Below are 25149 nucleotides of genomic sequence, written 5' to 3' on the forward strand. Positions count from 1 at the left end.
AAAATATCCAATAAACATCATTTTAAATAAAACGATAGGATGGATTGAAGGACGTCCATTGTTTTCACAGTAATAAGGGCGTAACTTCTCTTCAATAAAATCAAAACTAATTGTCGCTTCGATCGCACGAAGGAAATGATCTTGTGGAACCAACTCTTCTACAGAAACAGATACACGTTCATCACGATGATTTTTTAAAGCACCCATCATAAAAAATCTCTCCTTTACCTCTTTTTATCAGTGTTGACACATAAAAAGAGGTTCAGACACAAAAACAGGCTGTGGAGAAGACTTTCTCCACAGCCTGAAAAAAGATAGCCTATATAGGCTATCTTTTTTATTTTATATTGAAAAAACGTTATTCATCTCTTTAATTTTGTAAATATGCAAGATATTTTTATAGTGTTTTTCTATCAATATTACTCATTTTTCGAGGTTGAAATTGGTATATACCAATTTTTGAGATTTACTATTCATAATATTACCAAAAATGTTACAATACACTCAAATTTATACTATAAAATCATTTTAATATGAAAAATTGGAATGAAAAGAAAGGAGAGGAATATGAATAAAGATGTCGCTTTGAAATGATTATTATCATTTCATTAGGAGTTGATGTAAAAAGATGAAGAGATACGAAGAATTGGACTCTATAAGAGGGATTTCTTCATTAGTAGTAATGATTGGTCATCATTTAATGATTTTTTCAGCATTTCAAAATTACAGTTATGAAGATAATAAACCATTTGTTGTGTATCTATTAAAAGAAACGCCTGCTCGTCTAATTTTTAGTAGTGGTAACGAATCTGTTATTATCTTTTTTGTTTTGAGCGGATTTGTTTTGTATGAATCTATTCAAAAAAACTATAGTAGCTATGGGTCATACCTTTTAAAACGTATATGTAGAATATACATTCCTTATATTGTGGCAATAATTATAGCTATTATATGCCAGACTACAATTAGTGAATATGGTATTTCTTATTTAAGTGAATGGTTTAATCGCTCATGGACGATTGAAAGTTCTTCAAGTTTAATCGCACAACATATTTTATTGGTTGGGAAATATAATACAGATGCATATAACGGTGTGATTTGGTCGCTTGTCCATGAAATGCGAATATCAATAATTTTCCCGTTAATTTTGATGATTTGCTTACGAAAAACGTTGAGGTGTTCATTACTATTATTGTTTAGTTTTAGTATATGTTCTGTCATGATATTATTTTTGTTCCGTTCGAGCTTAACATTAACAAGCTATGCATTAACGTTGCATTACACGGTGTTGTTTTTACTAGGAGCACTAGTTGCGAAGTATAAAAATAATTTAATAGTTTTTTATAGTAATTGTACTAAAAACACGAAAATTGCATGGTTTTTATTTGCAATTTTACTTTTTATGTATGAAGGGCTTATTGGAGAAATTAAAGTGCTCAATAATTTTATATTTCGAGACTACATAGTGGCGATAAGTGCATGTCTATTTGTCATATTAAGCTTGTCAATATCAACTTTGTCGTCCTTACTACGTAATAAATACTTGTTATATTTGGGGAAGATTTCTTACAGTCTTTATTTATATCATATTATATCGTTATTTTCCCTTATATACATGCTCCATAAAATATTACCGTTGCCTATTATTTTAATTTTTTCACTTGTTTTTTCGTTTATATTTGCAATGCTTTCGTATATATATGTAGAAAAATTTGCATTCAGAGTTGGAAAGTATGTAACAAAACAAGTGGATAGAAAGGAGAAAGGGTTATCTGTAAAGAGTGACTTGCAGGATGTTATTCAGAAAAGGGCGGTGAAATAATTGAAGCAAGAAATGAGTATAAAAGATTTTCAACAATTATTGAAAAGAAGATTCGTAACGATTATTTTAACGATGTGTTGTTTAACCGCTTCTTTAGTTCTTATCTCTATGTATGTTTTAAAGCCGTCATATCAATATTCAACGCAAATTCTTGTTGGGAATTTAGATGAGTTTAATAAGGAAAATTCAACAAATAAAACACAAGAAAATAAGCAACTAGTAACATCGTATGTCGATATTTTAAAAAGCCCATTAATTATTTCAACAGTTAAAAAAACTTTGAAATTAGAGCAATCAAGTTATGAATTAGCACAAAAAATCTCGGTGGTAAATACGGACAACTCACAAATTGTAACTGTTACAGTAAAAGATTCCAATCCGAAAGTCGTGAAAGACATAGTAAAGACATTGGCAGAGCAATCACAAAAAAGCTTTCAACAGTACACAAATGTACAAGGAGTGAAAGTATTAACTGATCCTGAGTTACAGGAACAGGCCGAAAAATTGTTTCCGAAATTTCAACTGATCATTCCTATTTCTTTAATTGTTAGTTTTTTTGTTGGTATAGGTTTAGCTGTATTTCGAGATTATTTTGATGAACGTATATACGTGGAACAGGATTTAGAGAAAATAACAACAGTTTCTGTTATTGGTTACATAAATATGAAACCGAATAGAAAAAAGAAACCTACAGAGGTTGATAAACAATCATCTATATATCGAGGTGAACATGTCGATGTTTAGGACAAAGAAACAGCTGCCATTCAATATGCATGATGATCTGATGAAAGAGCAGTTTTATACGGTATATCACGAGCTGAAAAAATCTGGAAAACAACTATTCACAGTTAGTTCAACGAAGGACAGAGGTGTTGTTGCCTCGCTTATAGTAAATATGGGTCTAGTGTTTGCGGAAATGAAGAAAAAGGTGTTACTTATTGATGTGAATTTTTCTGACCCTAAACTACATGTATTATTACAAAGTAATCACATGATAACAGTAAACGATATAATAAGTTCTTCCCCCTGCAATTATGAATCTTTTTCTAGTAATTTGTCTAAATACTTATATTGTATTCCTGCAAAAAAAACAGTACACACAGGGACACCCTTAGTTGCTATGGATGAATTTGATAATGCGATTGCTAAGTGGAAAGAAGATTTTGATTACATTTTCTTTTATTCCTCTGAAGTATTTGACCTTCCTGCTACGCACATTATTGCAGGGAAGTGCGATGGAGTGGTTTTAGCAGTTAAAAAGCGAAAAGATTCACTACGTACAGTGCAAAAAGTAATAGCGGATATAAAGAGGAAAGAATGTGAATTAATAGGTATAATTTTATATTCTTGAATGTGGGGGTAACGATCCATGATTCGTGAAACAAATCAAGCCAAGTTGTATACGATTCCGGCTCAAGAAAAGCCTAGCATATTGAATCGAAGTGTAAAACGCTTGTTTGATATTATATTTTCAATCATATTGTTACTATTAACGATACCAATTATGTTGTTCTTTTGTATTATGATTACTTTAGAAACATCAGGGGCTCCAATTTACTTTCAAGAACGTTTAGGTATAAACGGGAAGAAGTTTAATGTATTTAAATTAAGGTCGATGGTAAAGGATGCTGAAATGAACGGACCACAATGGGCAAAAGAACATGATCAAAGAATTACAAAAGTTGGATTGTTTATAAGAAAAACGAGAATTGATGAATTACCACAACTCTTAAATATTTTAAGAGGAGATATGTCTTTTGTAGGTCCTAGACCAGAGAGAGAGTTTTTTTATAATGAATTTGATGCGTATATTCCAGAATTTAAGGATCGTTTAATGGTAAAACCAGGCTTAACAGGATGGGCACAAATAAATGGAGGGTATAATCTTGATCCAAAGGAAAAGTTGAGGTTAGACATGGAGTATATTGAAATGAAAACGATTCGGATGGACATCCGTATTTTATGTAAGACCGTTTTAATTGTATTGAACGGTAATGGTGCAAGATAAATATATATGTAAACAAACAACATATGTAAGTAGGTTACTTGCAAAGGAGAACTGGTATGGGTAGATCTATTTTAAATAATATTATCCATCTATTTTATAGCACGATTTTAGCTAACCTTCTTCAGGCTGTCAGTTTAATTGCTTTAGCAAACTTTTTTAATGCACAACATTATGGGATGTTTAGTGTTGCCATAGCAGTGACGTTTGTTATGTTATTTTTTACAGACTTAGGACTTAGTAATACGTTTCTTCGAGAAGGGGCAAAGGATGGAGCAGATTTAGAGAAGATTTTATCATCGTATGTAAAAATAAGAATGATTCTACTTATTTTTATTTCTATCATCGGTTATATTTCTATTCATTATATGTATGCGGATAAAAATTTAATTTATATGACGATAAACGTAATGTTTTTCATGTTAATAGGGTTAACTTGGCAAAACATAGGGATTGCCTATTTTCAACTGACGGAACGTATGAAGTATATAGCGCTCATTAAAGTTGTATCATCATCGGTTGTCATTATAATTACATGTTTTTGTATTTTCGGAGAGTTACCGGTGTATGTAACGGCTCGCTTATATGCTTTTGGGTATATGATCGGTGGTTTATTCAGTATATATATCATGAGAAGAAAGACGAAAATGAATATGAAAGTCGTCATTCATAAAGCGTTATTTTGGCAATTAACTCCTTTTATTATTAGCGGTTTTTTAATAATGAGTACGCCACAATTAGCGCCTATCTTGCTTAACTATACATTGCCATTAAGTATGGTAGGTGTTTTTGCAGTGGCGTACCGGATGCCGGCAGCTTTATATCAAGTACCGGGGGTAATTGCAGGTGCATTTTTTCCAGTGCTCTTTAAGCATTATAACCAGAATAATTTAGAAGAGCATACGAAATTAAATTTGCTTCAAATTAAATCAATGGCGATTGTAGGAATATGTATGACGATCGGTTTATATCATTTAGCGCCATACTTTATTTCTATATTTTTTCATGAAGAATGGAGCAATGCAGTAGAACCACTCCAAATATTATCATTTCTTATTGTGCTACAAAGTTTAAATATTGCCATTGCTGACGGTTTAACGACAAGTGGATGTCAAAATAAGAGAACTGTTGTGCAGTGTGTAGCATTGGTGATAGGTGGGGTTATGCTTTATAGCTTTAGTAGTATTGGTGGAGTGATAGGAGCGGCATACGCTATGGTTTTATTTGAAATTGTCGCTTTAGTGGGATATATAGCGGTAAGTGTAGTGAAGAAAAAAATTGTATTCCAAATTGTAATACCGTATACAATTTATTTTGGTGTAACCTTTATTGGAGTGCAATATATAGTGCATACATATCATTTGATTGCGCTTGTTCTTAATATACTAATTGTAGTAGCTGCCATATTCCTATATGATTATGAGCTAAAAAAACTTCTTCTTTCTTTTATAAGAAAAATACGCAAAAAGGATTATATTACGAAACAGGGGATATAGCCTATGGAAAATAATATGAAAGTATCGATGGGATGGATTATTCTTCTAATATTATTTGTTATGTTAAGTAAATACAATTTATATATTGGATTTTCATTGAAGATATATATGATTTTTTTAGTCATATATTTTTGTTTAACAATTAAAGACTTTCATATTCAAAAGTTATATTTTCATGAAGTTATATTTTTACTGTTTTATTTCATTTATTGTTTAAGTGGAATTCTTTCTATGTATTTAAATGCCAGTATTCGTATGATTTTTGGCGTGCTACTCGTTTTAGGATGCTATTTTATAATGAGGAATTTATTGGGGAATACTGAAATAGTGGTACTTGAATCATCTATTGCTTATGTAGGAGTAGTATTTAATGTTGTAAGTCTAATACTCTATATAATCGGTTTACAATACTTTAGTTTATACGGTGGAGAAGAGAGAGAAATTTTTGCCGGGTTATTAGTTGATAGAGGATATCCACGGTTAATTGGATTGCTAGATGATCCTAACATTTTTATTTTCTATAATACAATATTTTTTATGTACTATATGACGAATTTGCAAAATATTACTAACATGTTAGGGTTGATTTTATGTGTTACGACGAGTCTATTAACCTTTTCAAGGGGCGGTATATTAGCGCTTGTACTGGTCGTTTTTGTATATATATGTATGTCTAGTTTCGCTAAAAAAATAAAAATAATTATGAGTTTAGTATTGTTTAGTGTAGTTATTTTTAGTTTATCGAATAGTGTAATGGGGGGCCAATTAGATGACATATTAAATAAACGAATTTCTGATTTTTCCCATGATAATGGAAGTGGTAGATTTACATTATGGGAAGCTGCTTTTAAATATTATTTATCCAATCCATATATCGGAATCGGTGCTTTTAACTTTTCGAATTATTATGAGTATCAATTTAATGAAAAATTATATGTACACAATACATTTTTAGAAATTTTGTCTGAATCGGGTACAATTGGTTTTCTTCTATATAGCACGTTTTTATTCATATTAATGTTCAAGCTAGCGCAGCATACTTTGTTTCGTGAAAGGCCATACCTTCTATTGACTATGATTGCATTTTTATTTCAGATGATGTCATTGTCACTTATTATTAACGAAGCGTTCTTTTTATTTTTAGCAGTTGTTGTGAAGTATATTTCAATATATGAAGGAAGGGGAAAGATAGATGGTAAAATGTCTATCAGCACATAACGAGCCGCCTTATGTTTCTGTAATAACACCTTCTTATAATAGTATACGATTTATAGGTGAGACAATTTTATCTGTACAGAATCAATCGTATGAAAACTGGGAAATGATTATCGTTGATGACTGTTCAACCGACCAATCTGCCGCAAAAATTAAAGAGATAATAGAAGGAGACTCACGAATTAGGTTATTATCATTAAAAGAAAATGTCGGTGCTGCTAAAGCTCGGAATTTAGCGATTCAAGAGGCGAGAGGAAGGTACATTGCCTTTTTAGATAGTGATGATATATGGTTGCCGCATAAATTGAAGACACAATTGTTATTTATGGAAGAAATGAATATTGCTTTTTCATATGCGTCGTATAGTTTAATTGATGAAAATGGTAATGAACTAAATCGCGAAGTGAGTGTACCAAAATCTGTTGACTATCATTATTTAGCAGGGAATACAATTATCGGGTGTTTAACAGTGATGATTGATCGTGAAAAAATTCCGTATGTGGAAATGCCTAGTATACAGCCGGAAGATACAGCGTTATGGCTGAACTTATTACATGAAGGGTATGAAGCAAAAGGGATACAGCAAGTATTAGCAAAATATAGAATTGTTACAAATTCTGTTTCTAGAAATAAAATTAGAGCAGCTTTCCGGTATTGGAAATTGTTAAGGGAACAAGAACGACTGAATTCGGTGCAAATTTTTTACTATTTTAGTAAGTATGCTTATCATGCTTATAAAAAAAATAAAATCAATGTAGTTGGGAAGACGCAATTATGAATATACTGTTGATGACAGATAAACTAATAACTGGCGGAGCCGAGAGCTATTTCTGTAAATTGGAAAGTAATTTGCGTTATGAGGATTTTAAGATTTATACAGCTGCAGGTGATGGAGAACTATATGAATCTCTTACTAGAAAAGAAAATTTTATATTACTTAGTCGATGGAATCATTTGAGAAATATTTATTATTTACGAAACGAAATTTGTAAACGAAAGATAGAACTTATTCATGCAAATAGTTTGCGAATGGTATTATATGCTTTTCTACTTCAAAAGTTTATTAAAAAAAAGATGAAAATTGTTTATACGAAACATAATGTAACGATATTAGAAAAGAAAATGCCAACGCTTTTTCGTTATTTCATGAATAAATATGTGAACAATATTATTACAGTAAGTGAGTTTGAAAAGAATAATTTAATTTCAATTCATGTAGCAGAAGAAAAAATAAATACAATTTATAACGGTGTCGATATTGAAAAGTTTTTATTCCAGCAGAAAAAGAAAGAATCTACATATAAAATAGGGATATTAGCTAGATTATCCAAAGAGAAAAACCATCAACTATTTGTCAAAATTGCAAATGTGTTGAAAAAGAGAAATGATTTTATGTTTTATATTGCTGGTGATGGACCAGAGAAAGAATCGATTATGAAAGAAATAGAAAAATATGGATTGCAGCAAAGTGTGAAGATGCTAGGGAATATTTCAGAGCCGCATGAGTTTATAGGGAATATGGATGCCTTACTTTTATTATCTTTTCGTGAAGTGTTTCCAATGGTAGTAATTGAAGCGATGGCTACAGGGACACCAATTGTTTCAATAGATGTTGGCGGAATAAATGAAGCGGTAATAGATGGAGAATCAGGCATTTTAATATCTGAATATTGTGAATATGAATTCGCAAGTGCGCTTGAGGAACTACAAGGGAATGAAGAAAAGGTAAATGCTATTAGACTCGAAGCACGAGAGAAAGTAGTGAGGTATTTCTCGTTAACTAAAATGATAGAAGAAACGAAAAATATATATGAATTAAACAAATGACCGGGTAGGTCGTTTGTTTTTTTTATTATAGAAACTTTTAAGAGAGAACTCACATATTATATGAAAAAGGTAATATGAGGAGTGAATTTATTTTGTCAGAATATATTTCTTCCCAAGAAGGTTGTGTGCCAGAAAGTAGCGTTAATATTAATTGTTTTGGCGCAGTTCCGAACTCGGGAAATGATAGTTCATTAGCAATTCAACAAGCTATTGATTATTGTGTAGCTAACCGAATTTCGACGGTAAGAATTACAGGAGTAAATACGTACAAAATTGTAAAGCCCATTGTTATTAAATCAAATGTAAGATTAGAGTTAGATCCTACTGTAACGCTGCAAATTGATGGGGATTTTAATGCATTTGAGCTACAAAGTAACGCTTCGATAATTGGTGGTACTATTCAAGTTATAAATCCATTGTTTCAATCTGCTGTTATTTATGTTTCTGGTTCACAACAAATCGAAGTACCTAATCAATCTGTTATATCAAATATAAATATAGTAAATGCAACTCCATCGTATAAAGGAAAAGCTATATATTTTTATTGTCAAAAGGCATGGGATTTTATTAGTTTCTTTCAAGTTAAATTTATTCAAATTAAAAATTTTCAAACTGCAATACATTTGAAGACAGAATATATAAATGATATCAATACACCTTGCTGGATTAACGCCAATGTATTTCAATCTATATTTATTGATGGATGTGGGTATGGGATTGAAGTAGATGGAAATAGTGATTTGCTAAATGAAAGTTCAGGAAATACGTTTCATGATATTCAAGTGCAATGTAGACAACAAACGAAAAAAGCAATTCGTTGCTCAGGTGCGTATAATACATTTGATTGTATGATTTGGGATACGTACCGGATGAGTAGTGAACAAATTGTCATTGAATTTTCTTCTAATTCTCATCGAAACTACCTTTTTTCAAATCTGCTTTCGACAATTATTGTAGATAAAGGACAATACAATGTTTGTAAGTCTACTTATGAAGAATCCCTACGAATTCAGTTACCGTTGACGTTAAATAGACCGCATTTAATAGGGAATCAAGATGATATTTTAGTAAATGCTCAGCAGAAGTATATTGTTAAGCAAGTAAGTGGGAAAGTACCGTACGGGGGAAATCTCGCAAATTGCTTTAATTTAATAGATGAACAAAGTGTAAACTATATTGACGTTCCAGATAGTAATCCAGTTGTCATTGAACTGGATTTTACGAAAAAACCAATACAAATGTTAAATTGTTTTGGAATGTATTTTGGATGGGGAGAAAGCCCGAAAAAAATTAAAATTGAATATGCATTAGGCGCAACTGGAAATTGGGTTATCGCATCGGATGTTCCATTAAATGTAGGCGATACAATTATATCGAATATGAAGGCGAATCAACTATATAAAGTAAGAATTACATTAAGTGGTTATTCTCAAGATCATAAGCGTTTTCGAATTAATCGCATCTTTGCAAGGTCTTCTATGGAAAATGGGAATGCTTGGTTAGCTACAACTGGTGGAAGAATGTTTGGAGATATTGAAATAGAGGCAAGTAAAGGCATAATCATGAAGACAGCTAGTGGAGTGAACTGGAGAGTTACTATTAATGAAGCTGGCCAACTTATTACGACTAAAATAACTTGAGGTGATGCTTAATTGTATATCCTTGGACGAGTTATAACGTAGTGTGATAAAGGTAATGAAAAAGAGATTGTAATTTGGTTTCAACCAAACTACAATCTCTTTTTTAATTTAATTCCACCAAATCCAAGTCCAAAGGTAATTTCTTGCATTTCGGGGAGTAATCCGTATGAAGCGTTCACCGTCAAAGAAGCAATTTAAATTTGGAAGTGTTTCGTCTGGATTTTCTGGAACAAAGGTGACGATGTTTTCGTTACTTGTAACGGTTACTGTAATTGGTGGATCGGTAGGCGAGACTTGAAGTTGTAACGAAATATTGGCCGTATTTTTAAATTGATTATTAACAGGTGGACTTATTACTTGTACTGTGAATAACACGATAATTGTTTCGTTTGGCTCTAAATTAGTGGCAACTAGGAAACCGATATTCGGATTCGCTAGTGGAGAGCGTTCACCGTTAATAAAGACAGTGCCGTTTATAAATTGTAAACCTGCTGGAATGGTATCTTGTAAAGAAATATTTGAGAGTGAAATTTCGGAAGTATTTGTAATACGCACCGTATAATCAAAATATTGGTTTAAATAAGCGGAGCTGACGGAAGCGTTTTTCGTGACTGTTGCAGTTACAAATTGAACTGGTATACGAACAATATTTGAATTAACAATGAAAGTAATAATTGGATCCTGTGGTGTCAATTGAAAAGCAGCGGTAACTGTTGCAGAATTTATAATTGTACTGTTTGAAGGAATAGAAGTTACGAGAACTTGAAATGTTATAGTTGCTACTGTATCTGCAGATAAAGAACCAATATTAATACCAGTGTCTGGACGAACATTTTGAACCGAAGTACCGTTAATTGTTACGCTGTTTTCTATAAATGTTGTACCAGCTGGAATTGTGTCTATAACAGAAGTACTGATTGTCGGAATTGGGGAGTGATTAAATACCGCTAATGTGAATGTAATGATATCTCCTATAACGACAATAGATTTGTCAGCTGTTTTTTCAATGCGAACCATCGGATCAATGACTGTCGTTGTAACGGTATTTGTTTGTTTTGTAATTGTAATAGGTGGTTTTGTTGGATCAATGATAACGGTATAGGAAACAGAAGCATCATTATTAATTGTAGATTGAAGAGTAGAAGAAGATATTGTCACTTGGAACGTAATAATAACAGATTCATTAGGAGCAAGATTTCCTAACGTAATACCATTTTCAGGATTTTCATTAGGCTGATTGATTCCGTTAATCGTAACACTATCAGCAACAAAAGTCGTATCTATTGGTACGGTGTCTATGGCAAGAAGGTCTTCAATCGTTACATTACCGCTATTCGTAATCGTAATTGTATACGTTAAAGTTTGACCAGGTAAGGCACTCGTTACATCAATAGATTTTATGGCAATGACATTATCATTTTGGACAGTAGTTGTGACGGTATTTGTTGTAGTCGTATTTGTAACGGGTACGTTATTTGGGTTGACTATATAGTTAAAAGTAGTAATTGCTTTGTTGTTTAGTTCATTTGGTGTTGGAATAGAAGTCACAGTTACTTGGAATGAAACGATAGCATCTCCACCAACAATTATAGTGCCAATTGGTATGCCGCTTACTGGATTCACTCCTGGAAGAGCTTCTCCGTTTACAATGACGCTATTTTCTATAAACGTAGTACCTTGAGGAATAATATCTTGAATGATTACATCATTTGTTGCAACATTACCGGTTTGATTTAGTGTAATCGTATACGTTAACGTATCACCAACCGTTGCAAATGCAAGGTCAACAGCTTTATTACTATTCAAATTCGCGTGATTAATTTCTGTTGCGGCAGCTGATGAAATAATAGTTTCGGTAATAGGTGGTCGATCTGGTACCGTGTATTCATATTCAATTGTACTCGTGTTAGAGATTGGATTTGTTTGTGGAATCGAAGTAACCCGTACTTGGAATAGAATAGTTGCTGTCGTATTAGGCGGAATGTTATCAATTTGTATACCGTTAAGAGGGTTGTCATTTGGCCGAGCATTGCCGTTCACGATAACACTATTCTCTATAAAGCTCGTATTTGCTGGGATGATATCTGTAACAATAATGTTTTCGACTTGTATATTTCCGTTATTTATGATGGAAATTGTATAAGGGATGATAGTTTGTAAGTCAGCATATTGGATAGGCGTTGTTTTTGTCGCAATTACATTAGCAGAAATAACTTCAGTGAAGGTAATATTGCTAGTCGATATTTGTTCTTCCACGTTTATTGTATAACGAGAAGTTGATTGATTTTGAACATGGCCGCTAGCAGGAAGAGCTACGACGGTAACAGAAAATGTGACTGGGATAGAAATATTAGGAGCAATCGTTCCTACAAGTATACCTGCACTTGGATTGGCGTTAAGCTGAGGAATGTTATTTACTAAAACGCTACCGTCAATAAAAGTTGTTCCATCAGGTATATTGTCTGTAAATACAACAGCAGTGGCATCCGTATTCCCTGTATTCGTTAAAGTTGTCGTATAAGTTAAAATGTCACCAATTGTTACAGAGGTCAAATCAACAGTTTTAAGTGAAACGATATCAGCATCATTAATTTGAACGAAAGTAGTATTGGAAGTAGTAGATTTTTGAATTGGTGCAAAGTCAGGATTGAAAATAAAGTCGTAGACGATGTTTGCAGTATTAGGTGTTGGATTTACAACAGGTAAATTCGTAACGGAAACTTGGAATGTTACTGTAGCCATTTGATCTGCTGCGACATTAGGAATGGAAAAGCCGATATTCGGATCTGCTGCAGGAAGTACAGTATTGTTAACTATTACACTTCCTGGAATAAATACTGTTCCATCCGCTATAGTATCTGTAAAAAAGATGGAGTTAGTTGTAGTAGATCCATTATTTTGAATGAATACTGTATATTCAATGGTTTCATCAATGTTAGCTAATACAGTATTAGCGGATTTTGTAGCAATAAGAATAGCATCAATAAATTGTATATTTGTACTATTGGAAGAGGTCGTTTCTGAAATTGGTGGTGCGCTTGGGTCCGGTCGATACTCATAGTGAATGACGGCGATATTATTAATGTTATTTTGTGGCGGTATAGAGACTACGCTTACTTGGAACGTAACAATAATCGTATTATTTGGAAGAATTATATCAAGATTGATACCGGTAATTGGATTTTCGTTAGGTCTTGGTACGCCATCTACAAGAATGCTATTTGGAACGAATGTGGTCCCAGCTGCAATTGCGTCAATTAGGAGAGTATTTGTAATAGGTACTGTACCGGCGTTTGTAACTGCGACTGTATATGTGATGATTTGACCAATGCGTGTAATGGATCTATTGGCGGATTTAATGGCACTAACATTTGCCGTCCGCACTTCAGTATTTACTGCATTTGATAACGATCTACGCTGAATAATTGGAGAACTAGGGTCAATTTGGTATTCGTACGAAGTGTCTGAAATATTAATGACTGTATTGCCCTCTGGTATATTTGTAAGTTGTACTTGGAATGAAAGAGTGACTGTTTCATCTGGTTGTATCGTGCCGAGAGTTACGCCATTCTCTGGGTTCGCACCAGGCTGGATGACATTATTTATTGCTAAGCTATCTTCAATGAATATAGTACCTTCCGGAATGTTATCAATGAACACGGTATTGTTAGCTGGAACGGTTCCTATATTTTGTAGTGTATTTGTGTAGGTAATAATTTGCCCGATTGATACGAAAGCTACATCCGCGCTTTTAACAGAAATAATATTTGCGTTTTGAAGTGATGTTGTAACAATGTTAGAATTTGCAGAGCGATTTACTGGTGGGGCTGTAGGGATACTTACATATTGGTAAGTTGCTGAAGATTGATTTACAATTTCGGTTTCAGTAGGTGGATTATTTGTTTGCACTTGAAATAGTATCGTTTTGGAACTGTTTGCTGGAATTGTTCCAATCGGTATTCCGTTTTCTGGATTTACACCTGGCTGAAGGACACCGTTAATTGTGACACTATCGGGAACGAATGTAGTCCCAGATGGAATAGAATCTGTGAAATTAATATTTATTGCGTCAACATTACCAGTATTTTTCACTTCAGAAATATAAAGTATAGTTCCACCGATATCTACAGTTGTTGGATTGGATGTTTTAGTAATTGTCAATTGCGCTTGCACGAAATTTGTAATGACGATATTACTAGTAGATGTTTCAGTAATAGGCGGTTGCCCTGGGTCTGGTTGAATTGTATATGTTGTATTGGATTGATTTGTAATCGATTCTTGCGAGAATGAATCGGTAATAAGAATTTGGAACGAAATAAGGTGCGTAGCGTTTGCAGCTAGGTTAGGCAAAGTAACACCTACATTTGGATTGGCACCAAGTATAGCTGTTCCGTTAAGTGTAAAACTATTTTCTACGAATGTAGTATCTTGGGAGATAGTGTCTGAAAATGTGAGATTAGTAGCTGGAATATTTCCGGTATTTTCTAGTGTTATCGTATAAGTCAAAATATCACCTGTTGTTGCTTGTTGTGCATTGACTCCTTTTAAAGAAAGGATAGTCGCATCTGAAATTTGTGTGAAAGCAGGATTAGACGTAATTGTTCGAGAGATGATAGGAGCAGTTGGATCGGCGATAAAAGTATAGTCAATACGGACTGTATTAGAAATTGGGTTCACGCTTGGAATAGATTGAACGATAACCTGGAATGTTACAGTGACGATTTCTGACGGTGCGATGGAGTTTAATGGTATTCCTACGTTAGGGTCAGCACCTGGAACGGAAACGCTATTAATAGTTACGCTATTAGGAATAAATGCAGTTCCTTCTGGGACCAAATCTGTTAAAGTAACTGTATTTGCAGTAGTATTTCCGTTGTTTTGAACGACTACTGTGTAAGTGATTGTACCGTCAGTAGATTGTACGAGAGAATCTGTACTTTTAATTGCGGATAACGATGCATCAACAACAGCTGTATTAACCGTATTAGACGAGGATGTTGCTGTAACAGGAGGTTGACTTGGATCGACAATATACGTGTAACTTGTAAGTGCTTGATTTATAATCGCTCCTTGCGGTGGAATAGAACTTGCAAGAAATTGGAACGTAATAGTAGCGGAATCACCTGGTGCGATAATACCAACTGGAATACCAAGAGTTGGACTTGCATCTGGAAGTGAAATCCCGTTGAGCGTAACACTATTTGGAACAAATAATGCTCCTTCAGGAACTCCGTTAATGAGTAATACAGAGTTTGCGGGGAAGTTTCCAGTATTCGTTAATGTTGCTGTATACGTAATTACATCTCCGATAGATACGATTGTTCGATTTGCTTGTAAAACAGTTGTAACAGTCGCGTTATTAATTTGTGTTGAAGCGCTATTAGAATTTATCGTGCCTGTAACAGGAGGAGAGGCCGGATCAACGATGAATGCGTATTGAATAGATGCTACGTTTGTAATTGGATTTGAAGGTGGAGTGGATGTAACTATGACTCGGAAAGTAACGGTTAAGGAACTACCCGTGCTAACTGTTCCGATATTCACTCCGTTATTTGGATTTGCACCTGGAATGGTACTTGCATTTACAGCAAAACTATTTTCAACAAAGGTTGTTCCTGCTGGAACCATGTCTGAGAAATTTACATTCGTAGCGTTTGTATTGCCGCTATTTTGAATCAAAACTGTATAAGTGATCGTGTCTCCGATATTTGCAAAAGCTGTATTAGCAGTTTTTACAGCTGAAAGTATTGCTGAATTAATAGAAGTAACGAAGACGTTCGTTTCCACATTGCCAGGCTGAGCCTGTAATGCATTGCCTACATTATATTGGAAGTTAACAAATCCTAAGTTTTGGAGTTCAGGTGTGAACGTTGTTGGATTACTTACGATTTGTACTTGGAATATGATTGTTACAGTTTGATTTGGAGTAATTGTATTTATGCCAACACCGTTAATAATGGAAGCGGATGGTAATGGAGTGCCATCAACAATAACTGATCCTGCAACAAATTGTGTCCACGATGGTAAAGGGTCTGAGAATATAGCGTTGTTAGCAGGAATATTGCCTGTGTTCGTAATAGTCGTTGTATACGTAATCGTATCACCAATCGTTGCAAATGTTTTATCTCCTATTTTAATCGTGTTTAAAATAGCACTTTCAATTTTTGTTGTAACGTTGTTAGAAGTAATGTTTTTTGAAACGGGAGGATTAGCTGGATTAACGATATGCTGGAAGCTAACGTTAGCTTGATTGGTAATTGGATTTATAGGTGGAATTTCATTTGCGATAATGTGAAATGCTACGATTACAGACTGGTTTGGCCCGATATCACCAATTGGAACGCCTGTAATGATATTTGCATTTGGGATGCTAGTTCCGTTCAGTGTAAAACTATTCGGTTCAAAGGAAGTTCCGTCTGGAATAAGGTCGGTAAAAATAACATTCGTTGCACTAACATTTCCGCTATTTGTAATTGTAACGGTGTAGGTAATATCCTGCCCGATATCTACCGTAGATACATTTGAATTTTTTTGTGCAGTAAGGGTAGCGTTATTAATTTGTGTTGTCGTTGTATTAGATTGATTGGAAGTTGTAACAGGTGGCTGGCTAGGATCAACGACATAATGATAGGTGGTAGAAGCAGAGTTAGAAATGGGATTAAGTGTTGGAAGTGTAATAACAGTTGCTTGGAATGTAACGATTGCCGCATTACCACCATTAATGGAACCAATATTTACACCAGTAGGTAAATCAGCGTTTGGAATGGTTTGCCCATTAACTGTGAAACTATTTGGAACGAAACTTAAATTACTATCAAGAATGTCAATAATAGTTACATCAGTTGCAGTCACATTCCCGGTATTAGGGAGGTTAAGTGTAAATGTTATTGTATTACCAATATCCGCGAAAGTAAGATCTGCTGTTTTTGTGCTAATAATAGTTACGTTGTTTATTTGAAGAAGTGTAGTGTTGGAAGTAGCTGCACTTGAAACAGGAGGATTAACAGGATCAACAGTAAACTCATACGTCGTTGATGCTGTATTTGGTGCAGGATTAATAGGTGGGATGCTGTTCACTGTAACTTGAAAGACGATACTATATATTTCATTTGGTGGAAGTGTTGCAAGTAATACACCTGTATTTGGATCCGCGTTAGGTTGTAAAACGCCATCGACAGTTAATGTGTTAGGAACAAATGTGAGTCCACTTGGTAATGCATCTGTGAATACAATATTAGTTGCATCGGTATTGCCTACATTGGTAATAGAAGTAGTATAAAAAGCAGTTTGCCCGATATCTGCAAAGGATACATTTTCATTTTTCGTCATGGATAATATGGCTTCTTTAATTTGCGTTGAAACAGGATTACTAATTGAAGTTTCTGCATCAGGTGGTGAGACTAATTGGTACGATGTTGATGAGAAATTTACAATGGGGTTTTCAGTTGGTAATGACGTTACAGTAACTTGGAACGAAACTGTTACTGTAGTCCCAGCTGTTATGGGCCCAATATTTACACCGTTTGTTGGATCCGCTCCACTTTGAGGAACTCCATTAATAGAAAATGTGTTTGCAATAAATGTAGTTCCGCTTGGCATGGTATCTGTAAATATAACATTTTGTGCGGATGAGTTTCCATTGTTTGTTAAAGTAACAGTATAGGTGAGTGTGTCTCCAATACGGCTAAAGGATTTATCGACTTGTTTTAATGAAAGAATGCTAGCTGTGTTAATTGTAGTGAACACTGTGTTTGAAGTAACATTCCTTGAAACAATAGGGGCATTAGGGTCAGTGATAAATGTGTAAGAAGCACTAGCCGAATTGGCAATAGGATTTTGAACGGGAGTAGAAGTAGCGGTAACTTGAAATGCTATAGATATTGAGTTGTTAGGAGCAATTGATCCGATTGTTATACCTGTATTAGGATCGAGTCCGATGTGTGTACTGCCATTGATTGTGACACTATTCGGAATGAACGTTGTGCCGTCTGGAATAAGATCAGTGAAAGTAATATTCGTTGCATTTGTATTGCCATTATTCGTTAAAATGGTTGTATAGGTAATGGTATCACCTAGTGTTACAATTGTTTGATCGACCGATTTTACCATCGTTATCATAGCATCTAGTACCGGGTTTGTAACGATATTCGTTGAAGTAGAAGTTGTAATAGGAGCGGCACTTGGATCAACAGTATAAGAATATAAAATTGTATCGTTACCCATAATTGAGCTTGAAGGGGGAACAGAAATAACATTTACTTGGAAAGTAACGGTTACTGTTTCACCAGGAGCGATATTTGGTATATTTACTCCGAGTGCTGGCTGTGCACCAAGCTGCTGGATGCCATTTATAGTGACCGAATCTGGTACAAAAGTAGTACTAGAAGGAATCGCACTTGTAAAAGTTATATTTGTAGCTGGTGTATTTCCTGTATTCGTAATAGTCGTTGTATACGTAAGTGTATCTCCGACGGAAATGATAGATTTATCAACAGTTTTTGTTGTATTTAATATCGCACTGTTAATTGTTGTCGAAACCGCATTAGATACAGCTGTTTGTAATGCAGAAGGTTGGCTAGGATCAATCACATGTTCAAATTGTATGGAACTAAAATTAGAGATAGGATTTATACTTGGAATGTTTGTAACAAGTACGTTGAGAGAAATAACGGCCGTTCCATTTGGGTTTATATTTCCAATCTGTATCCCGCTAGCTGGATTTCCGATTTGCTGTGTACCAGAATCGTTTGTAAGAGTGCCAGATATGAATGTCGTTCCGTTAGGTAAAATATCTGTGAAAATTATATTTTGTGAAGTGACATTTCCAGGGTTACTTAATGTAATTGTATAAGAAATTGTATCGCCAATCGTTGCGAAAGTTTTATCTACAGATTTGATTGCCACAATTTCCCCAGAATTTATTTGTGTCGAAACGGGATTAGATGTCGTATTTCTTGAAACGAGTGGTAAATTAGGTCCTGTCATAAATTGATAATCAATGGAAGCTCCGTTTACAACAGGTGAGTTTGGACCCCCAGGTCCAATTGTGAAAATTGGATTTGGAATGCTAACTACTTGCACACGGAAGGTAACGTTTATAAAATCTCCTGCAATAATATCCCCAATCTGTATCCCATTCGCTGGATTTACCCCAGGTAATAAGACCCCGCCTACTCGAACACTATCTGTTATAAATATTGTGTTATTTGGAATTGGATCTGTAAAAATGATATTCGTAGCAGTCGTGTTCCCTTCATTTTCTAATAAAACTGTATACGTTAAAAATGAATTTCCAGGTGCTACGTCAGAAAATAGTCGATCCACACTTTTCGTTGCTTGAATAATTGCTTCGTTAATTTGAACTAAAGTTGGATTACTTGTAGCTGTTTCTGTCACCGGCGGCTGGGTAGGATCCACAATAATCGAGTATGTTGTGCTAGATTGGTTCAACGTTGGGTTTGTAGCTGGTATTGAGCCAACAATTACTTGAAAGCTAATTGTTGTCGTTCCTCCAACTGGAATTGAGTCTAAAGAGAGCCCGCTATCTGGTCTAAATCCAAGTTGTGGGATGGTATTAATTTGTACGCTATCGGGAATGAATGAAAGTTCAGGTGGTAATATATCGATAAAAACAGGTGTGTTTGCGGTAGTATTTCCGCTATTAGTGAGAGTAGTTGTATACGTAATTGTATCTCCAACAGCGGCAAATGCACTGCTCGCAGTTTTCGTTGCGATAACGGAAGCCGAATTTACTTGCGTAAAAGTTTTATTGGATTGAACTGTTCGTGAAACAGGCGGTTCATTTATATCTACAATAAAGCTATATTGAAGCGATGATTTGTTAGGGATTGGATTAGGATTTGGAATCGTTGTAATGTTTACTTGAAAACTGAGTATAACGGATGCATTTGAATTTATGTTGCCAATATTGATACCATTTTGTGGATTTGCATTAGGAATAGTTGTTCCATTTACCGTAAAACTATTTAGAATAAACGTTGTACCATTTGGAATTACATCTGTAAAAATAACATTGTTTGCGGTAGTATTACCGGAATTAGTAATGGTAGAAGTGAAAGTAAGTGTATCTCCAATAGTAGCGAATGTTGAATTGACAGTTTTATTTATAGAAAGAGTAGCATCAATAATTGGAGTAACCGTTGTATTCGTAATTGTACTATTAACAGCAGGAGATTGGTTTGGATTCACGGTATATTCATAATTTACAAGAGCATTATTTGTTAATGTGCCACTAGGTGGTATCGCTAAAATTTGTGCTTGAAAAGTAATGAATACAGTATCTCCTGGCGAAATATCTGCCAAGTGAACACCAAGTGATGGATCTAATCCTGGTTGTGGAACATTATTGATCGTTACGGAGTTTTGGATAAATGAAGCTCCTGCGCCAAGCCCATCTGTTAAAACAGTGGCACTAGCAGGGATATTACCTGTATTTGTTACTGCAATCGTATAGGTAACGATATCACCAATGGCAGCTGTCGGCGTATTCACAGACTTAGTAGCAACAATAGTAGCGTTATTAATTTGAGTTGTTATTACGTTACTTAACGTATTGGCGGATGCTGAAGGTAAGTTAGGATCTACGACGTACTGGTACGTTGTATTGCTTTGGTTCGGGATTGGATTTGGATTCGGGATAGAATTTACTTGTACTTGGAACGAGATGATCGTATTTGCATTCGGATTTATTGGGTCGATTGCAATTCCGCTTGCTGGATTTACATTAGGCAGTGTATTCCCGTTTACAGTAACACTATTAGGAATAAACGATGTCCCGTTTGGAATTACATCTGTAAATATTACATTTGACGCAAGTGTGTTCCCGTTATTCGTTAAAGTAGTCGTGTACGTAATAATATCATTTACGTTAGCAAACTGTTTATCTGCCGATTTAGTAGCGGCAATTGAGGCGTTATTAATAGTTGTCTGTACAGTGTTAGAAGCAACCATCTGCATTACAGCTGGTTTGGATGGATCATACGTATATTGGAATGTTGTGCCTGATTGATTTGTAATTGGGTTTACAGCAGGGATAGTTGGTACAAAAACTTGGAATGCAACGGTACGTGATGAATTCGCTCCTATCGTACCAATCGAAATGCCGTTAGCAGGATTTGCATTAGCTATAGGGACATTATTAATCGTTACAGTATTAGGAATGAAGAGGGTACCCGTTGGAATGATATCTGTAAATGTTACATTAGCAGCAGGGATATTCCCGTTATTTGTTAAAATAGTCGCATATAATATGACATCACCAACATCAGCGAAGTTTGTACTCGTTAGTTTTGTAGCAACGATATTAGCAGTATTAAGTTGTGTAGTTACTATATTGCTAGCGGCGTTTCTAACAAGAGCAGGTAAGTTTGGATCAGCGATAAAGCTATATTGAAGTGAAGCGCTGTTTTGAATTGGGTTTGGTGAAGGTAGCCCATTTGCACTTATTTGAAAAACAATCGTTGTAAAACCACCCGAAGGAATGGAGCCGACTTGAAGACCGGTACTAGGGTCTGCACCTAGTTGTAAAGCACCACCTATAAAAATACTATTTGGTACGATAGTGGTGCCATTAGGGATTATATCGGTAACGATAACATTATTTGCTGTAGTATTGCCAAGATTAGCTATAGAAATTGTATATGTGATTGGTTGCCCGACGTCGGCGATAGTTAAATCTACTTCTTTGACAATAATGACATTTGCTAAATTAATTTGTGTACTTACAGTGTTACTTACAGATGTTTCTATAGTTGGTGGATCGCCCGGATTTAGAATAAAGCTATACTGTGTACTAGATGAATTTAATGTTGGATTTTGTGTTGGTAAAGAGGTGACGGTTACTTGATAAGAGACGGTAAGTGAACCGTTAGCAGCAATGGAAGGTAGCGGAACACCTATATTTGGATCTGCGTTATTTTGGAGTACACCATTAATAAGAAAAGTGTTTGGAATAAAGGTAGTACCGTCTGGATTCGTATCTACGAAAGTAGGACTATCAGCAGAAACACTTCCTGCATTTGTCAAAGTAACAGTATAAGTTAATATATCTCCTACGGTAGCGAACGCTCGATCCACTGTTTTGGCTGAAATGACATTTGCATCGTTTACTTGAGTAAATGTAGTGGTTGAAGTAGTGTTCTTACTTACAGGTGAAGTGTTTGGATCAACGATAAAGTTATAGGAAATGGAAGCGCTATTTGAAATAGGGTTTGGATTTGGAATGCTAGTTATTACTACTTGGAATGAAGCTGTAATTGTAGTATTAGCATTGATACTACCAATATTGATGCTAGTTGGTGTAACGCCTGGCTGAGTAACACCGTTAACTATAATGCTATTTGGTACAAAGGCGGTTCCATTCGCGATTGAATCGGATAGTAATACATTGTTCGCTGCAACATTTCCATCGTTAGTAAGAGCAAAGGTGTAAGTTAATACATCGCCAACTTCCGCAAACGTTTTATCTACAGATTTATTAGCATGGAGATTTGCTAGTCTAATTGTTGATGTAACAGAATTAGAATTTGCTGTTTTTGAAGTTGGTGGCAGACTTGGATTTACAGTGTAAATGTAAGAGGCAAAAGCGTTATTAAGGATAGGATTTTGTGAAGTAATATTAATAACTGTTACTTGGAAAGAGAGGGTAAAAGTAGCTCCAGCAGGAATTGTGCCAATAGGTAAAGCAACGAGAGAATCTACATTTTGCAAAACGCCGTTGAGCGTTACCGAACCTAATGTTAATATCGTTCCATTTGGAAGTGGATCTGTTAGTTGTACGTTATTAGCGGCTGTATTTCCACTGTTTGTAATAAGGATTGTATAACCTATCGTTTCACCAATTGTGGCAAATTGTTTGTTAGCTGATTTTGTTAATGTTACATTCGCATTGTTAATTTGAGTGGAAACGAGATTAGAAGAAATGTTTTTTGTAACGGGTGATTGGCTAGGATTGACGGTATATTGATAAGAAGCACTTGATCCATTAGATACGACATTTGACGCGGGTATTGTGTTTACTACTACTTGAAATGTAATATTTTTTGTTGTGCCGCTTGGGATGGATCCAATGTTCACGCCGTTAGCGGGATTTGCGCCCACTTGTGTAGTGCCATCTATTGTTAAACTGTTTAGAACAAAAGTTGTTCCAGTAGGAATGACATCTGTAAAAATAACATTGTTCGCATTTGTATTACCTGTTCCTGTAAAAGAAACGGTGTACGTTAGTGTATCACCAATATCTGCAAAATTTTTATCTACTGCTTTTACCATTGTTACAGTAGCGTTATTCACTTGAGTAGATACGATATTGGTCGTATCAGTCCCACTTACTGCAGGTTGATTTGGCACAGGAATGTATTGATATGTTGTTGTACCACTATTTAATATTGGATTTGTTTGGGGGATAGCAGGAACGAATACTTGAAATGAAATAGTAGTAGTAGAATTTGCGGCAATTGATCCAATTGATATACCATTAGCGGGATTTGCACCAGCTTGAGTAACTCCGTTAACAGTTACACTTCCTGGAATGAAAGTAGTCCCGCTAGGAATCGGATCCGTATATATAACGTTTGTTGCAGCGATATTTCCTATATTAGTTAAGGCAATACTGTAAGTTAATGTTTCACCAATATCTGTAAAAAGTTTGTTAACTGATTTTGTTCCATTAATATCTGCCAGGTTAATTTGTGTTCCAGCAGAGTTGCTTGTTGCAAGACCGTTAAAGGTTGTTCCTCCAGCGATGGGTGTATATTGAAATGTAATATTAGCAGTGTTAGAGATAGGATTTTGACTTGGAAGAGAAACGACAGTAGCTTGGAAAGTTACTGTGCGAGAAGTACCATTATTAATTGTTCCAAGAGATATACCAGCTGCAGGATTTGCATTTGTTTGTGGTACGTTATCTACTGTTACAGTGCCTGGTATAAAAGAAGTACCGTTAGGGAGGCTATCTATAAAAATAGCGTTATTGGCAGGAAGAAGCCCGGTGTTAGGGATAGTAACTGTATAAGTGAGAATATCTCCAATTGCAGCAACACTTTTATTTACGCTTTTCGTTGCTTGTATATTTGGGGAGTTTATATTAATTTGTAAGCCGACTGTATTTAACATATATGCATCTCCGTTAGTAGTTAAACGGATTGCGGCGGATACTTGTGAGTTTGTTAAATAAGGAGAAATATCAATAGAAGTAATATCCCAGCCCTGTCTTCCAGCGGAGATGTTTGTACCTGTAGAAGCACTTTGATTTCGCGTTCCAAATGTTCCAGTTGTATCTAAGTTTCCTGCAGCATTATTAACTTGAGAACCGAAGAAATTATTTACAGCATTATTTGGCCCAGATAAAGCATTTAATGAACTGAAATTTGGTCCAAATAATGCTTGATCCCCTATTAAATCTGCATCTCCTTCAATAGAACTTAAAAATAATCTCCCGCTTACAGGTCCTCCTGAAGGTGTTAAAAATCCAGAAACAGCTACATCTGCACTACCGGTATCAGCAGAAACACGGTTACCCGCTACATAAATGGTTAAGTTTCTTGCTGGCAATGTCCCGTTTTGATAAGCGACGATAAGCGTCCATCCAGCCGAATTAATTGTTCCATTAGAAGCATCTATAGGATCTACAAGTCCAGGAACCGCACCTGTAGTATAGGAACCAGAACCTCCCGCTTGAATAAGGGTTGTTACGTCTGCTGAACGAGTGTAAAAGCCAAATGTAATAGAGTTTGAAACGAATGTTTGGTTTGAAGCCGTAACAGCTGAAGGAGTAATCGAGTATGTTGAAACAGGTGTTGTAAAAGAAACTGGGTTTCCTAATACACTCGTAATGTTTTGATCACGAGATAAATAGTTTCCACCCCAAACGAGTTCTGCGTAAAGAATAGTACTACCAGCAGGGATATTTAAAATAGCGGTAGAACTATTTTGTGTATAGTTTAACGTTGTACCAGCAGGAAAAGTAGGTACTTGTAAAGCAGTATTCGTAGTTGCGAATGCACCAATTGCCCCGATTGTACCAGCACGGTTTTGATTACTAATTTTACTTAAGCCTAAAGTATTACCTGTAATAGCGAGTGCGCCATTAGTGGTGGTAGAAAATCGATTCGTAATGGGCATGTT

General features: G+C 35.0%; 10 protein-coding genes and 1 pseudogene. 9 read left to right on the top strand and 2 right to left on the bottom strand.

Annotated elements, in window-relative coordinates:
• Window positions 1-210: pseudogene (locus tag C4S65_RS18445) on the bottom strand (IS5/IS1182 family transposase); the annotation flags it as partial.
• A gap of 418 nt (window positions 211-628) precedes the next feature.
• Here C4S65_RS18445 and C4S65_RS18450 point away from each other — a divergent pair.
• The 9 genes from C4S65_RS18450 (at window position 629) to C4S65_RS18490 (ending at window position 10005) form a co-directional block, all read left to right on the top strand.
• Window positions 629-1822, top strand: a complete 1194-nt coding sequence (locus tag C4S65_RS18450) for an acyltransferase (protein WP_000833050.1) — start codon at window positions 629-631, stop codon at window positions 1820-1822.
• Window positions 1823-2566, top strand: a complete 744-nt coding sequence (locus C4S65_RS18455) for a Wzz/FepE/Etk N-terminal domain-containing protein (protein ID WP_000807060.1) — start codon at window positions 1823-1825, stop codon at window positions 2564-2566.
• The gene (locus C4S65_RS18460) at window positions 2553-3173 is read left to right on the top strand and encodes a CpsD/CapB family tyrosine-protein kinase (protein ID WP_061666871.1); all 621 of its coding nucleotides are present in this window, start codon (window positions 2553-2555) and stop codon (window positions 3171-3173) included. The genes C4S65_RS18455 and C4S65_RS18460 overlap by 14 nt, the downstream gene beginning before the upstream one ends.
• Before the next feature lie 18 nt (window positions 3174-3191).
• Window positions 3192-3830: a sugar transferase gene (locus C4S65_RS18465; RefSeq protein ID WP_000617647.1), complete on the top strand. Its 639-nt coding sequence runs from the start codon at window positions 3192-3194 to the stop codon at window positions 3828-3830.
• A gap of 56 nt (window positions 3831-3886) precedes the next feature.
• Window positions 3887-5323: an oligosaccharide flippase family protein gene (locus tag C4S65_RS18470; protein ID WP_000533722.1), complete on the top strand. Its 1437-nt coding sequence runs from the start codon at window positions 3887-3889 to the stop codon at window positions 5321-5323.
• 3 nt (window positions 5324-5326) lie between these two features.
• On the top strand, window positions 5327-6541 hold the full coding sequence (locus tag C4S65_RS18475) for an O-antigen ligase family protein (RefSeq protein ID WP_086405888.1): 1215 nt from the start codon (window positions 5327-5329) through the stop codon (window positions 6539-6541).
• Window positions 6516-7316 carry a glycosyltransferase family 2 protein gene (locus tag C4S65_RS18480; RefSeq protein WP_000237677.1) on the top strand — a complete coding sequence of 267 codons (801 nt, stop codon included), beginning with the start codon at window positions 6516-6518 and terminating at the stop codon, window positions 7314-7316. The genes C4S65_RS18475 and C4S65_RS18480 overlap by 26 nt, the downstream gene beginning before the upstream one ends.
• The gene (locus tag C4S65_RS18485) at window positions 7313-8365 is read left to right on the top strand and encodes a glycosyltransferase family 4 protein (protein WP_086405889.1); all 1053 of its coding nucleotides are present in this window, start codon (window positions 7313-7315) and stop codon (window positions 8363-8365) included. The genes C4S65_RS18480 and C4S65_RS18485 overlap by 4 nt, the downstream gene beginning before the upstream one ends.
• A gap of 92 nt (window positions 8366-8457) precedes the next feature.
• Entirely contained in the window at window positions 8458-10005 is a 1548-nt protein-coding gene (locus tag C4S65_RS18490) for a hypothetical protein (protein ID WP_142391554.1), read from the top strand.
• 108 nt (window positions 10006-10113) lie between these two features.
• On the opposite strand, the gene C4S65_RS18495 is transcribed toward C4S65_RS18490, so the two are convergent.
• Window positions 10114-25146: a DUF11 domain-containing protein gene (locus tag C4S65_RS18495; RefSeq protein WP_103945385.1), complete on the bottom strand. Its 15033-nt coding sequence runs from the start codon at window positions 25144-25146 to the stop codon at window positions 10114-10116.
• Window positions 25147-25149 lie beyond the last annotated feature (3 nt).

The sequence above is a fragment of the Bacillus sp. ok061 genome, assembly GCF_900108285.1.
In the GTDB taxonomy this organism is placed as follows: Bacteria; Bacillota; Bacilli; order Bacillales; family Bacillaceae_G; genus Bacillus_A; species Bacillus_A thuringiensis_S.